This is a genomic window from Paenibacillus arenilitoris (assembly GCF_014705655.1).
GTDB lineage: Bacteria > Bacillota > Bacilli > Paenibacillales > Paenibacillaceae > Pristimantibacillus > Pristimantibacillus arenilitoris.
This window is the reverse complement of sequence record NZ_JACXIY010000026.1, coordinates 44,355-59,875: the sequence shown is the minus strand read 5'-3', so window position 1 is coordinate 59,875 and position 15,521 is coordinate 44,355. Positions and strand designations below refer to the sequence as shown.

Here is a 15,521-nt window from a genome sequence, read left to right as displayed (position 1 = left end):
TCATTCATGAACATTTTCTGCACATAGTAATTAGGGGTCCCTTAAACCGAATGATTATTATACCAAATCAAGTCCGGCCGCCAGTTTACATAATCAACATGGGCCAACATCGGCGCATAGCAGACCAAATGGACAACGTCGCCAAAAACCAATTTGGAGCTTTATAGTAGTGTTCATCTACCAGATCCGCTTTGGCATTACTGGATAATGTGGATTTCTAGCATTCAGCGGATATTCATCCTCCACCTTTATTTCAGCTTTTCCGCCAATACAGGGCCGCTTTGTTTGGTCCGTATTTTTAATTCGCCTTGAACATTGATGGTCAGGTCCCCCTAGATAGGCAGAATGATTAATCTTCTTCTCTAAGATTCAACTCAAACTCCATGTCGCGGTCGCAGATCAGCACTCCGTTCACGACCTCCAGCTTGGCCACCTGAATGGAGGAACGTCGCCATTCATAATGGTTCGACTCTTCATGATGCCCATCCACACGGCCGGGATGAGTAAAATAAAAAATATACCCTTCTTCTCCTTGAACGACCACATCGGCGTGAAGGCCAATCGTCCCGTCATCCTCGCGTTTGCCAGGCTGGTCGAGAATGAGGCCGTTTCGCTCCCATGCCGTAAGATCATCGGAACGGAATACGCCTTGTCCTCTCCACTCGTCTACGATCATCCAATAATAGCCGCCCAGGCGGAAAACATTCGGTCCTTCATGGCCTCTTTCGGTTATTACCGGACCAATAGGCTGCCATTCATACAGATCGTTGCTCTCGGCAGCGAAGGTATGATTCCGCTGCTTAAACCACATTCGGAACGTGCCGTTCGGCAGCCGGTACACGCAGGCATCGATCACGTTCTCCTCGCTAATGCCAAGCGTGGACAGGAACTCCCAATGAATAAGGTCGGGGCTTGTATAATGCCGGATACGAGCCTTGCCCGTCCAATCTTTCGGTACGCCGTGGACGTATGTGACATACATATGGTACAGCCCTTCATGCCATATGATTTCTGGCGCCCAGAACGTATTTCTTCCCCATTCCGTTTCGAGACCTTCCAGGATTCCCCGGTATAACCAGGTAGATCCGCCATCCGATGAAGAAGCAACACCAAGATCGGTGCCATGCACCCATCCGAATCTCGGACCCTCCACCGTTGCGCGGCGGTTCGTATAGATCATCCACCATTCCTTGACCTGCCGATTCCAAATAACGACAGGATCTGCCGCACCGTCATAGATGGGATCCCTGAACAATGGCGATTTCATTCCTTCTCCACTCCTTTTCAGTATAACGGTTTTCGGATTACTCTTTTACGGACCCTATCAAAACACCTTTAAGAAAGAACCGCTGGGCGAACGGGTACATAACGATCATCGGAATCGACGCGATTACCATCGAGGAGAGTTGAAGCGTTTGCGACGTAACGAGCCCCTCCCCTTGCGATTTGGACAGCAGCGCGAAGACGGATGCGTTCGATAGCTGGGCAGTGCTCGCCAACTGCTCGATCGCCGTGCTTGTCTGAAGCAATTTCAATATAAGATATTGCAGGGTTTGCAGATGATTGGACTGCGTGAAATAAAGGGTAGTACCGTAATCGTTCCATATGCTTACTGCCGAGAAAACGGATAGCGCCGCTAAAACCGGCTTTGAGAGCGGCAGAACAATACGGAAAAACACAATAAATTCGCTGGCTCCGTCCATTTTGGCCGATTCGAAAAGCGAGTCTGGAATGGTTTTGTAGTTCGCATTCAGAACAATTACATTCCAGAAGCCTCCGAATAAGGAAGGAATGATGTAGACCCAATAATTATCATACAGCCCCAGCCAATTGATTAACATGAAGGAAGGAATCAACCCGCCGCTGAAATACATGCTTGTAAATCCGACAGCCATAACCCATTTTCGCCCTCTCAAATAAGGCCTCGAAAACGCGTAGGCAAACATCGCAGTGTATAGTATGGACACGGCTGTGACGATCACGGTCCGTGATACGGTAATCCATGTCGCTTGAATCAAGCCTGGATCCGACAATACGGTCCGCCAGCTTGCCCAGGTAAACTCCCGAGGCCATAGAAACACGGGCCCTCGTTGAAGATCCACTCCCCCGTTCAGGGAGCTCGCGACCGCATACCAAAACGGATAAATGGTCGCAAACATCAGAATCAGCATGAATGCGACATTCGTTATATTAAAAACGCGCTCCCCCGAAGACTTGCCTCCGACCATATCGTTCACCTCCTAGAACAGACCCGATTTCGTCAATCTCTGCGATGCAAAATTTGCTCCGATCAACAGGACAAGCGCAAGCACCGATTTCATAAGCCCGATTGCCGTCGCAGCGGCAAATTGGAATTGCAGCAGACCCGTTTGATAGATGTACGTATCGATAACCTGGCTTGCCGGCAGGTTTAGCGAATTTTGCAGAACGAAGATTTGCGTGAAGTTATTGTTAAACATGCCGCTGACCGCGAAGATGATCAGAATCATGACCGTCGGCATGATGCTTGGGATCGTAACGTGCAGCATTCTCTTGAACCGCCCGGCGCCGTCGATCGCAGCCGCCTCGTACAACGACTGATCGACGCCAGCAATCGCCGCCAGGTATAAGATCGCTCCCCAGCCGATGTCTTTGAGCAATCCCGTTACGATCGTAATCCCCCAAAAGTAGTCCGGATCCGCCAAAAATTGAACCGGCTTGCCCACCAGATGCAGTTGCATGAGCAAATAGTTTACGATGCCGCCCTCGGGGTTCAGGAGGGTGATAAACAAGCCGCCATAAATAACCCAGGACAAAAAGTGCGGCAAATAAGTCACGGTTTGAATAAACGATTTGAATTTCGCGCTCGTAATCTCGTTCAGCAACAAAGCGAACAGAAGCGTAGCCGGCAGTCCGACAAGCGAGCCTAAGAGATTGATGCCGATCGTATTTTTGATCATCGGCCAGAACTGAAAGTTGTCAAAGATGAGCGTAAAGTGTTGAAAATGGTTCCATGGGCTCGTAAAGATCCCTTTGATCCCTGTGATCGGATCATAGCTCTTGAACGCCATCAGCAGCCCGAAAAACGGGAAGAAGCTAAAGACGCAAATCAGGATAATGGCCGGCCAGATCATGATATTGAGCTCCAGCTGGGTCCGGAAATCGTATCCGAGCGAATAGCCTTTTCTTCTTGAAAGTTTCATCCTGTCGTTCCTCCTCTCAGGCCAACATTGATCGTGCCAAAGCGCTGGGCGCTTTGGCACGGCTCACAAACGGTCGTTCGATTACGAATTGATCCCTACAACCTTCACGCCAAAAGCCTGCTCCTGTTTATGGAACTGCTCGTTGATTTTCGCGTCGATCTCGGATTGTCCCATTTGTTTCACCTTGGCGATCATCTCGTTGTAGTACTTCTCTTTCTGTTCCTCAGACTTCGCGAGGATGATCTTGGAGATTTGGGACTGCAAATAAGTCGCGATTTGCGCTTTATCGTTCGCCATTTTACTGCTGGCCGGAATGAAATCGTTCGGCATGGCGAGCGGCGAGCTATCGTATATGACCGAAGCCTTGGCGGCTGCCGTCTGCACTTGCATGGCCATGAGTCCGTCCGTACCGACCTTCGTGGTAGGAGCTGCGGTTGCGTGATCATGCCAGGCAATATTGTGGAACGGCCATAACGCAAATACGCCGGTTGTCGAATAATCGTTCTGGGCCTTTTGCCCCTGCTCATTCAAGACGACAAGACCGTTCTCAAGTGTATAATGTTTGCCCTCAAACCCGTAATAATTGAGCAAAAGCCCTTCATGGCTGGTCATAAAATCAAGCCATTTGGCGATTTTCTCCGGATTCGAGGCCGTCTTGGAAATGAATGTCTGCATCCAGCCTGTTGGCGCTTTCATCGACTTTCCATACACGGGCTTCGTGTTCTGATTCGACAGGATCGGGCCGGGCGATACCCAAGGGATGCCCGAATTGGTTTTGCCGGCCGTACCCCCGATATAGCAGAATACGCGTCCGGAATTGACGGCTGCGTCCACGGCCGGAGCGTCCAGCGTCATTTGCCCCGGATCGAAATAGCCTTCTTGCGCTGTCTTGAACAGGAAGTCGAGCGCATGCTTCGTTTCCGGCGCAAAAATCATGTCCCGGTAGTTGCCATCCTTATCGACAGGCATTGCGCCGAAATGCCCCTTAAGCGTATTGAGCGCCCCGTTTTGATATGCCTTACCGTCAATCTGAAGCGGGATAACCGGCGTGCCGTCAACCTTCAGGTTCATGTCCTTCACTTTTTTGAGAGCGGCAAGCACGCCATCCTCGGTTTTGAGCTCGTCAATGGAAATGCCGGCATCATTCATAATCTGTTCATTGAACATGACCGCGCCATTGTTGCGGTACTTGGCCCCGTCGGAATAAAACTCGCTGGATGGGGGATACATTTTCCTCGCTTCCTTCGTATCTATATGACTTGGGTAAGCGTACCATCCGCCATCCCGCTCGATCAGTCCCTTCTTCAAGTCCTCCGGGAAATTGGTCAACAGCGGCGAGGAAGGATCGTATTTCTTCAAGAACTCTTCCAGATTCCACACCTTATCCGCCTGAATCAGCTTCTTCATCAATATGCCGTCCGTCAGCGTGAGGATGTCCGGAAGCGGATCGGACGAAACCAACATCAGGTTCAGCTTCGTGCCGGCATCTGACGCCGGAATGTTGAAATCAAACACCAGACCGGTTATTTCGGTAATCGCACCTTGCACCGAGTCAGGATCCGTATTCCATGGCGATGGCGGGTTCCAATAACTCGCGTCGGAGAACCATGTCAGCTTCTCAGGACTTACCGGCTCTGACGAATTCGTTGCGGTTGCTGATTCCTTCGGCGGTGCGTTATTGCTGCTTTCTTCGTTTTTTGCGGAGCTGCAGCCTGTCAGAGCTAAGGCGCTCGCCAAGGTTAATACTGTAAGCACTTTCAACTTTTTCATACTTGCTGATCACCCCAGTATTGTATAATGGTTGAGACATCCTTATCTTAGCCTGAATCTCGGGCTTGCCATATGCTTCAGTTTTGTTTTTGGTTTGGTGTAGATTTTTGTTGCATCATATTTTACGGTGTTTGCTCGGTGTGATGCCGAAATGTTTTTTGAACAGCTTGTTGAAATGAAAATAATCTTTATACCCTACCCGTTCTACGATATCCTGTATCGACAGAGATTCATCGCTCAGCAGCTCCTTAGCCAGATTCAATCTCATGGCGACCACGTAATCTGTATAGTTGGTTCCCGTCTCCTTCTTGATCAAGGCGCTTAAGTAACCGAGACTGACATTGAATTGCCTTGATAACATGCTGAGCGAAATATCCTCCGTATAGCTGGAATCGATTTTGTCGATGATTTTCTTCACCGTCTCTTTGGAAAGGAGCATCTCTTCATCTGACTGCTGTGCGAAGATGACGCCGATCCTTTCAAAGAGCTGCCGCACCGACTCGCAGGATCGGACGATTTGGGAATACGTCAAGTACTCAAGGCCTTGAGCAAAATCGCTGTTGCCGTAATATTTGTATACGAACAAGACGATCTGGTTGTAAACCGCGGAAATTTGGTCGATCAGCATGCTGCGCTTTTCGCATTCCTCGCTTAGCTCGTTCAGCCCTTGCCGAATAATGTCTCGTTTATATCCTTTAATGGCCAGCTCGATTTTAAGCACCAGCTTGGACAGCTCTGCTATGTGGTCTGTCGATTTATATTCGGTCATCCTCTGCGCCTGCAGAAAGGAGGAGCTGGACAGGGCGATATCCGATTCCTGATACAGCTTGCCGATTGGCGTCGAGTAAAGCCCGATGCCGCTGATTCCCATGTAATGAGCGCTGTCAAGGCTTCCCGAGATGAAATCGAGCAAGTCGGCCGGGCTTTTTTGTTCGTCGTAATTGACCAGATACGACGTTTTATTCTGCCCCGTGCGAAAGCGAATCCATTGGATACCGTTCTGCGTCGCTTGCTCGATGACGGCATCCGAAGCAGACGAATGTAGATATAAACAGCTGATGAATCGGTAGTGGGGAAACTCGAATTCCATTTCTCGATTGATCATAAAATTGCTGATTTTGATATTGTTGTCGGGCTCGAGCAATTCGAACAGATCCTCGAGGTGCAATTCCGGTTCTCGCTTCCCTATATGCCTCTTCTCCAGCTCCATCTTTAACCGCAGCAAGGTCTCGGTCAACGTGTTTCTGTCGACCTGCTTGAGCAAATAATCGAAGGCGCCGAGCTGGAGCGCTTTTTGCGCATAGTCGAACTCCGCAAAGCCGCTGACCAGGATAACTTTCGTTTGCAGCCCCTGAAGGCGAATGCTTTCGAGCAACTCGATCCCGTTCAATCCGGGCATGCGGATGTCCGAGATCACGACATCGGGTTTCTGTTTCTCAATCGCTTCCATAGCATCAATTCCGTCGTAAGCTTCACCAATTACGGTGTAACCCAGGCTCTCCCAGTCGATCAATACATTCAATCCTTTTGCAACCCAAGGCTCATCGTCAACAATCAATACGCTATCCACGATTCGTTCCCACCTCATGCTCCGCATTTTCATGCACCGGAATGGAAATGCTGATCATCGTTCCGCTATTTAACTGACTTTGAATGTCCATCTCCGCTGCATCGCCGTAGAACAGCTTGATTCTTCGGTAAATATTGGGAAGTCCGATTCCTTGCATGTCATCCTTCACCGCAGGGACGAGCGCATCGGAATTCCTCAAACGTTGCAGCAGCTCTTGCACGAGTCTCTCATCCATGCCGCAACCGTTATCCTGGACGGTATATCGAATCCGGTTGTCTGAGAGCGAATGTACTGTTAGCTGGACGATGCCTTTGCCTCTTTTTTTCTCCAAGCCGTGAAAGACGGCATTCTCGACAATCGGCTGCAGCAGCATTTTCAGCATCTTCTTGCCGAGCAGGCCTTCTTCGGCTTCGATTTCCACCCGGATCCTCCTCATAAAGCGGAGCTCGATAATATTTGCATACTCCTTGACATGCGAAATTTCATCCCGGATCGTCACGAAGTCGTTTCCTTTCACCGAATATCGGAACATATTGGATAAGGAAGCCGATATGTCCGCAATCTCCTCGCCCTTATTGTATAAGGCTAAAGCACGGATACATTCCAGCGTATTGTACAAAAAGTGCGGATTGATCTGATTGCGGAATGCCGATATTTCCGCCTGTTTTTTGGCAATTTCGATTTCATACATTTGCCTTTGCGCAAGCTGGATCTCGTTGCCCAGTGAATCAATTTTATCAAGCATCTTGTTCAGATTGACAGCAAGCATGCCGATCTCGTTATGAACGACGACGTTAAAACGGTGCTCCCCGCCCTTTTTCGGATAAGATTTTATAAAGTCCATCAAAGCCTTGATCGGCTTCATAATGCGGGTAAAAAACAGAAACAGGAACAAACACAGCATGCCGAACATGATCAGGTAGGTGACGATATTAAGTCTCTGAATGACATCCAGATCCTGCAGCAGCTCGTTTTTCGGTATGATGCTGATTAGCTTCCAGCCGGTACGGGGAAGCACGGCCGACTGGTAGATGTACCGCTTGTCATTTTTCCATACCGACGGGTCAAACGTATCGAAACGGCGCGTATCTCCTTCACTTGCCATGATCTTATTGTTTTGATCGAGCAAAAGGAATCGGGAATGAGCTGTCATTTTAGCGTTTTTCAAAATGTGGTTGAAATTCTCGGTATTCATGACGAAGACGCTTGTTCCTTTGTAATCCCGCAGTAATTCACTTTTGAAATTGTAAATCGGAAAGGCGATGGAATAATAAGTCAATGTAACGTTCGTGTTTGGTTGCGACAATATGCCGGAATACTCGATCCTGGCGGCGGGAGACTTGACGGCATCGCCGGTTCCCGCCCCGATGCCTGCGACCAGCTTACCATCCTTGTCGTACAAATGGATGCCTCTTATGTTCTCCTTCAGATTGATCGTATTGGCGAACACGGAATTGACTTCGTTGTTCATCAGAATCCTAGTAAGATCATCCGAATCCAGGAAGTTCTCGATTGTCGGGCCGTATAAAAGCGAGGTCGAAATCCCGCCCATATCCGAGTAGAAGCTCTCCATTTTTTCCATAACCTGCTGCAGAATCTTGTCCACGGATACGGTGACCTTCCTTTCGATGATCCCCCCGGCAATCGTGTTCGATATAATGAAGGAGATCAACAAAATAATCAGCATCATCAGAATCAGAAACAAGATCTGCCTCATCAGGCTCATCTTTCGAAAGAGGTCCAAGATTCGCATCACCTATTTCTTCGCCCCTTTGTATATTTGCGCCATTTCCATCCATGTCTTGTCGATAACAACGACAAGTCCGGAACACGCCGTTCATGTTCCGGACTTACTCTGGTTCACTTACGGCTCTCAATTCTGTCCCGGGATGCGCACGCTTACCTCGAAATCATCCCGACCAACCGCCCCGCATTTATAGGAAAGATTGTATACTCGCAACCTTTTTCTGTAACAAAGACGAACGTACCGCTCGAATCCAAATCAAAAGGAACCGGTGTTCCATTCGTTTCGATCCGAATCGGACAATCTGTTCTACATCTGCAAGTTCCGCCTAATCGTGAACGGATCCTCGCTTCCGTGAGTCTCCCCCTCAAATCGAATGCACGATTTCCGTTTCTAGCCTCCGGCGTTAGCTGATGACCCGGATATACCCCGGTGTTTTCCGTAGGAATTGCTTGTCCCCTCCATACAAGTAATGCTCATACAGATGCTGACAGAGCCATGGAGCGGCCATAAACCAGCTTGCCCAGACCGGATCTCCCGCACCATAGTCTCCAACCGGTGTTGACTGGCGCCATATGTCGCTATTGTGATGGGCCACCCAGCCTCTCGCCCCGTAATTGATTTTTGCGGTTTCTGCACCGGTCCTTGCCAACCCGCTGATAAAGTCGAGCAATGGCTCATGGCATTCCGCCAATTGACAAGTTTCCGCAAGCCAATAGTTCATTTGCGCATTAATATTTAATGTATAGTTGCTGCTCCATGGCGGCCGAGTATCCTTAAGCCGATAAATAACCGCTGTCCTGTTGGCATTCGGCCAATTCTGCAACAAGGTATTCGATTCTCGCGAGCAGATCCTGATCTTTCGTTTGCGAATAAGCTTGGGAGACAGCAGTCAAATAGTGGCCTAACGTATGGCCTCGAATTTCGGTGTTCTCCCACCCCGGGTATTTATCCGCTTTCAGCTGCAAGCCCTTCGTTTCACGGAAGCCGGCAAGAAGGCGGTCGACTTCGTAACTGGTCAAATAACTCCATTCTTTCTTGAATGCATTCGTATGAATATCATCCCGTAATTGCACTTGATCAAGCTCGAAATGCTTTAAAGGGGTGGGGCTGGTTCGTGCTTTCAACGAGATCATCCTCTCACTTTGCTCCTGCGACCTCATAACAAAACTGGTCTACATCGATATAACCCTGTTCACTTTCGCAGTTATAGCTGTATAACCCGATCCGGTCTCCCCTGTAATTGCCCCATCCGAGCTGATACGCGTCTCCAAAGCTCGTGAATTGTACCCCATCGACACTGTATTCGAAGCGGCTGATTCCGTCTATGTTCCATACAGACCTTAACCACAGGGCGCTGCCAGTTATTTTTGGACCCCATACAATCGTTCCCGAGCTGTTGAACTTCAGGACCCTTGTCCCGTTCAGTTGTTGAACGCCAATCGTGCAATAGGTTTTCGCAAAATGGCAAAGGCCTGCTTCTTGTCCATCCGCCATGCTGCCGATCTCTATTTTTGCTGTTGCCTCATTGTGAACGGTTCTAAACGCTCTTTGTGAAAGGACGTTGCATACGGTGAAAAAATTGTCCTTGTCGATAGGCTGACATGTGTGCAGACGCAAATAGCCGGGCCGGGCCGTTAACGACCACTTATCGGCTCTTGGCTGATGGTTCCATTCCCAATACGGCGCAAGATCGGCTCTGTCAAAATCGTCGTATGTGGAAAGAACCGTTGCGGGATACCCGTTAATCGGCTTCCTGCCTCCCCATACCATCTCTCCGACTCCGTCGCCGTCCGTATCTTCTCCGATAATCGGCCATCCGTCCACCCATGTTACGGGAAGCAAGTGCAATGGTCTGCCTTCGTGCGCGCCCGATCCTTGATGGCTTATGAAGTACCAATCTCCGGAAACCGTCTGGACAAGTCCGCCCTGATTCGGCTCCCGGTCTATTTCCTTTCCGTGTGTATGGATAATTTCCTTTTCCTCATAAGGACCATATATATGCTCTGCCCTTAACATCATGACAACCCGGGCTTCGAAGCCTTCCTGAGCGCGCACTTCGCTGTGGAAGAAATAGTAGGTTCCATTTATTTTGTAGAGCTTATTGGCTTCGCTCCCTTTGTATTGATGGATAATCCTATCGCTGTCATGCAGCAGCTCTTTGCCGTCTTCACTAAGTTTAATTAAATGAATATTGTAGTTATCGGCAAAATGAGTAGCAACCAGGTAGCCTTGTCCGTCATCGTCCCAGAATGGACAGCAATCGTCCCAGCCGCTGACCTCCCAAACCTGATGAAGCGGCTCCCAAGGTCCCGCCGGATCGGATGCCGTGCTCATAAACAAGCCTTCATCGGGCGTAAAAAAATACACCCAATATTTATTCTTATGGAATCGGATGGCGCCGGCCCAGACGCCTCTGCCGTAACGATTCATGCGATCGTAATTGTATTCCGGGCCGATGCTTGTCAAATCTGGAACAACATGTCCGATCATGCTCCAATTCACAAGATCCTTGGAATGCAGCACCGCCATCCCCGGAGAGCAATGCAAGGTAGAGGAGATGGCGTAATAATCATCCCCGACCTGAATGGCATCCGGATCGCTATAATCTCCAGGCAAGATAGGATTGACATAGGTACCGTCTCCCTGATCTCCCCAAGCTCCCTTCTTTGATAACAGATTATAGTTATCCTCCAATCAGACTCATCCTTTCCAGTATGAAAGTTTTTTCCTTGCTTGACTTTAATACCAACATTATGAATGTTCAAGTTCTCATTTTGTCAAAATGCCGATTTGATGGTTTTTGAACCTTTTTCAAACTATCACTGCAAGGTGGTATCCTGATGCTTTCTGAACTCAGAATACAAAGCGCTGAACGGCCTTCGTAATTGTAAAAGCCTGTAGACTCTGCTGCTTCTAATGAAGCAGGGTCTACAGGCTTCTGATCGTTGTGCTTCTCTCCCGCCTGTTACAATCCTGCAAGCGCGGCGATCTCGCCGGCAGAGAGAGCTTGGTTATAAATCCGGAAGTCATCCACTCGCCCGTCAAGGTACGGATCGGAGGTATATTGGGAACGGCCGATCCAATTCTGAGTGGTGGCGCCAAGATCGGACGGTTTAATGGTCATCGACGTATTGCTCCCCACTTCAAGGCCGTCGACATAGAGCTTGCCGGTCGAACCATTTAATGTGACGGCGACATGATGCCAGCCTCCCGCCTGCAGCGCCGACTGCCCATTAATGATTTGTTCGCTCGAACCATTGTTCTTGATTGCAAAGCGAATTTTTCCATTTGACCCTGCTTTCGGCGTAAGGAACATATTAGTCGTAGTTCCGGAGCCGAAATCGAAAACACGCGTCCAGTTGCTCACGGTATCCATTCTCACCCACGCCGCAATGGTGATCTTGTCGGTTCCGGAGACAATACCGGAAGGGAGGGCAATATAGCCGTTTGTTCCGTTAAGCTCCACTGCATGGCCGACTTTGCCTGTCGTCCAGGCTGCGCCGCCATTCATCGTTCCATGATTGAAATCTCCTGACGAGTCTGCAACTGTGATCCCGCCGGTTTGGTCAAATTTGTACCAGGCGATCATGCCGGGTGCGGCAAGCGCGGCGATCTCGTCGGCAGGAAGCGCTTGGTCATAAATCCGGAAGTCATCCACCCGTCCGTCGAGATAGGGATCCGGGTACTGGGAGCGGCCGATCCAATTCTGAGTGGTGGCGCCAAGATCGGACGGTTTAAGGGTCATCGACGTATTGCTTCCCACCCCAGCTCCATCAACATAGAGAGTGCCGGTCGAACCGTTTAAGGTGACGGCCACATGATGCCAGCCTCCAGTCGGCAGCGCTGACTGCCCGTCAATGATTTGTTCGCTTGAACCATTGTTCTTGATCGCAAAGCGGATTTTTCCATTTGCTCCATTTTTCGGCGTCAGGAACATACTGGTCGAAGTTCCGGAACCGAAATCGAAAATTCGCGTCCAATTGCTCGCCGTATCCAGATTCACCCAAGCGGCAATGGTAATCGCGTCGGTCCCGGAGACAATACCGCCAGGAAGAGCCATATAGCCGTTCGGTCCGGCAAGATCCGCAGCGCCTCCGATTTTACCTGTCGCCCAGGCTGTACCGCCATTCAACGTCCCATGATTGCCGTTTCCGGATGCGTCTGCGGCTGAAGCTCCGGTTGTTTCGTCAAGCTTATACCATGATAGGAGGCCCGCGACCGGCATACCATCGGTTGTTGCGGATGCAATGGCCGACATGTCCGATTCTCCTATTGCATTCACAGCCGTTACCTTGTAATGGTAGGCAGTTATCGGCTTCAATCCCTGGCTGGCAAACGATGTTCCCGTTATCAACTGACTATTAATCTTTGTATAGACGGCATTCTCCGCCAGAGAATCGGAGAAGTAAACGTTATAACCCGTTGCTCCCGCTACTGCCGGCCAGCTTACGTTAATCGATCTGTGGTCTGCTGTCGCAGCCGTCACTCCTGTCGGTGCTGCCGTTACGGTTTCCAAGGTTTGTCCGTTCATCACGCTCGTAACTTCAGATGAACTTATCGCGCGGTTATAGATTCTGAAATCGTCCACCCGTCCGTCGAGATACGGATCGGAGAATTGGGAGCGTCCGATCCAATTCTGCGTCGTTTCGCCCAGATCGGACGGCTTAATGGTCATCGACGTATGGCTCCCCGCTTGAACGCCGTCGACATAGAGCGTACCGGTCGAACCGTTTAACGTGACGGCCACATGATGCCAGCCTCCCGTAGGCAGCGCCGATTGGCCTTCAATGATTTGCTCACTCGAATTATTGTTTTTGATCGCAAAGCGGATTTTGCCATTGGCTCCGTTTTTCGGTGAAAGATACATATAGGTGGAGGTTCCGGAACCGAAATCGAAAATACGCATCCAGTTGCTCGCGGTATCGAGATTGACCCATGCCGCAACCGTGATCGCGTCGGCCTCGGAGACAACGCTGGCAGGAAGCGCAATATAGTCGTTTGTCCCGTCAAGAACGACCGCGTTGCCTGTTTGCCCGGTTGTCCAGGCCGCGCCGCCATTTACTGTCCCGGTATTGCCATATCCGGATGCGTCCGCGGCTGAAGCTCCGCTCGTTTCGTCAAATTTGTACCAGGCTTTTAGAGAGGCGTCGGCGATGACTTTTACGGTTGCCTGATAAGCTTGCCCGTTATAGGTCGCGGTAATCGTAGCCGTACCCGCACTGTTCCCGGTCACCAAACCTGTCGAATCGACGGCTGCTACAGTCGGATCTGATGAAGTAAAGCTCGCTTGGCTGTTAAGAACCTGAATGCTTCGGTCCGAGTGAATGACCCTTAATACGGATTGATGCGTATGATTGACATGAAGAGAATAACTGCTTGCATCGAAAACCGGAACGCCGGTTCCTCCCGTTGTTTCCGATATAGCCGCCGACGTTGATCCTCCAGATACGCTGACCTTATAATAGTAAATCGTATTGGGAGTCAAGCTTGTATCGCTATAAGACGTTGTTGTAATTGGCGCACTGTTAATCTGGGTATACGTTCCATTCTCTTCTGTGGATCTAAAGATGTTGTAACCGAGCGCGTCCGGTACAGCCGTCCATCTTATGTTGATCGTATCCGAACCTGCCCTCGTTGCTGTCAATCCCGTGATATTACCCAGAATGATCCGATTGCTCACCCCATCGGCCTCGGCTGCATCGGGCGTGTACAGCAGCGACGCCAGCGGATAATCCTTTCCTGCAACCTCCGGCATTCTGGTTTCATAGGCATAGGCCAGGTATTTGAATTTTTCCTGGGTCATATCCTGCCCTTCGATATATTTATAATAGTTATATAAAACACTTAGGAACGGATCGATCCTACCTCTTAGATGCGGGTTAATCTGGTCAAAAATCTGACCGGCATAGCTTTGGTTTGCGACAGCAGGTGTCCATAGCACATCATATCCCAAATGGTACCTCAGTGCATAGGTTGTTCCTGCCAACAGTCGGTCATCAAGGAAGTTGAATGGATTCACCGCATTAGCGGCCGTGGACATGGTTCCGTCTACCGGGTCAACCTTCGTCCCCTGGGCGTAGATGGTCTGGGCCAAAGTAGACAATCCGGCGATATTGGCGTAAGCATGTCCCACATCGCGGCCCATTTCCATTAACTGCACATGATAATCCGACGGGTCGAGCGGTTCTCCTGTCATTTCATTCGTCGTCATCCATCGCATTTCATGCTTGATCGAACCGTTTCTTCCTCCATCATCGCCTGCGGCGTTAACCATTGCTGCTTCTACGGCCTCCGCATACAGCTCCAGGTCATTGGTAAAGATCGCCCGCGCCATCGTTCCCATAACCGTAAACTGATGCTGGTTCATGAAAAAAGAATGAGGGTTATAAGTGACCGAGCAAAGCTCCATCATATTGGTAAAATTCTGAGTATCGGTTTCCGTCCATTTCAAACTTTCCGCCTCGGTATCGGAATATCGCATAATCTCGGCAGCCGCCGCGAGCAAGTAAGTCATCGTCGCAAAACGGAAGCTCGTATGAGTTGCAACGGACTGGATACCGGAATAAGCTCTGATGATAGACATCGCACTGGAACGGTACGTCTCATCGCCGGTAATATACCACATAACCGCTTGTTTAAAAGCGACCAAAGCATCCGTATTCGCGCGCGTCCCCACATAATCGCTTGGGTTCGCCCAATATTTTCCGTTCGCATCAGTGAAGGCCCACGGCCCGCGGATATTAACGAAAAGATCATTTCCGGCTTCATATAAGATTCTTGGGTTCGGTCTGGATTGCGGGTCGGCGGCAAACGCCTCGAACGCCGTATTCCAAGGCTCGTCTCCCGCTCTTACATGATCGCGCATATTGTCCAGATCTGCCAGCGACATGGCAATGCCAGGGTGATGGATCGTCGCCGATATCGTATTCCCGTTTGCATCCGTATAGGAAGCATTCGTATCGGCGTTTACCGCCTGCGGTTTGTAAGAAGTAATCAGCGGAGAAACAGCCGCTTCCGCTGTTTCCTTCCCTCCAAAGCCTGTAAAGGTGATCGCTAATGTAAAACAAAGAATATAGACAATACAACGTTGGTAACGCTTTCTCCATTTGCTGAAATCCATTTTTAACCTCCTTCTTATTCCTCATCGTTACTGCTGCAGCATATCGGTGTCTATCCCCACTCTTTCTTTTTCCATTTTCAAGAAGAGAAGCCCCCAATTTAGAACGCAGAATCGATTGGGGGCTTCGATGAT

General features: G+C 49.7%; 10 protein-coding genes and 1 pseudogene. All 11 read right to left on the bottom strand.

Going from position 1 to position 15,521, the window contains the following annotated elements:
• Positions 1-349: 349 nt before the first annotated feature.
• Positions 350-1,267 carry a glycoside hydrolase family protein gene (locus IDH41_RS20880; protein WP_190864479.1) on the bottom strand — a complete coding sequence of 306 codons (918 nt, stop codon included), beginning with the start codon at positions 1,265-1,267 and terminating at the stop codon, positions 350-352.
• 37 nt (positions 1,268-1,304) lie between these two features.
• Positions 1,305-1,895 carry a carbohydrate ABC transporter permease gene (locus IDH41_RS20875; protein ID WP_397328350.1) on the bottom strand — a complete coding sequence of 197 codons (591 nt, stop codon included), beginning with the start codon at positions 1,893-1,895 and terminating at the stop codon, positions 1,305-1,307.
• A gap of 345 nt (positions 1,896-2,240) precedes the next feature.
• A complete protein-coding gene (locus IDH41_RS20870; protein ID WP_190864475.1) occupies positions 2,241-3,182 on the bottom strand; it encodes an ABC transporter permease in 942 nt (313 codons plus the stop codon).
• 81 nt (positions 3,183-3,263) lie between these two features.
• The gene (locus IDH41_RS20865; RefSeq protein ID WP_190864473.1) at positions 3,264-4,730 is read right to left on the bottom strand and encodes an extracellular solute-binding protein; all 1,467 of its coding nucleotides are present in this window, start codon (positions 4,728-4,730) and stop codon (positions 3,264-3,266) included.
• 337 nt (positions 4,731-5,067) lie between these two features.
• Positions 5,068-6,522 (bottom strand): response regulator transcription factor, encoded by a 1,455-nt coding sequence (locus IDH41_RS20860; RefSeq protein ID WP_190864471.1) that lies wholly within the window; start codon positions 6,520-6,522, stop codon positions 5,068-5,070.
• Positions 6,515-8,275, bottom strand: a complete 1,761-nt coding sequence (locus IDH41_RS20855) for a cache domain-containing sensor histidine kinase (RefSeq protein WP_223829917.1) — start codon at positions 8,273-8,275, stop codon at positions 6,515-6,517. The genes IDH41_RS20860 and IDH41_RS20855 overlap by 8 nt, the downstream gene beginning before the upstream one ends.
• 146 nt (positions 8,276-8,421) lie before the next feature.
• A complete protein-coding gene (locus IDH41_RS32200; RefSeq protein ID WP_397328334.1) occupies positions 8,422-8,637 on the bottom strand; it encodes a glycoside hydrolase family 95-like protein in 216 nt (71 codons plus the stop codon).
• Positions 8,638-8,702: 65 nt separating this feature from the next.
• Positions 8,703-9,044, bottom strand: a pseudogene (locus tag IDH41_RS31500) (glycosyl hydrolase family 95 catalytic domain-containing protein); the annotation flags it as partial.
• Positions 9,043-9,402 (bottom strand): beta-L-arabinofuranosidase domain-containing protein, encoded by a 360-nt coding sequence (locus IDH41_RS20850; RefSeq protein ID WP_190864467.1) that lies wholly within the window; start codon positions 9,400-9,402, stop codon positions 9,043-9,045. The gene IDH41_RS20850 and the pseudogene IDH41_RS31500, both read right to left, overlap by 2 nt.
• A gap of 4 nt (positions 9,403-9,406) precedes the next feature.
• Entirely contained in the window at positions 9,407-10,963 is a 1,557-nt protein-coding gene (locus IDH41_RS20845) for a glycoside hydrolase family 43 protein (RefSeq protein WP_223829910.1), read from the bottom strand.
• A 271-nt stretch (positions 10,964-11,234) separates the two neighbouring features.
• On the bottom strand, positions 11,235-15,389 hold the full coding sequence (locus tag IDH41_RS20840; RefSeq protein WP_190864465.1) for a LamG-like jellyroll fold domain-containing protein: 4,155 nt from the start codon (positions 15,387-15,389) through the stop codon (positions 11,235-11,237).
• Positions 15,390-15,521: the final 132 nt, after the last annotated feature.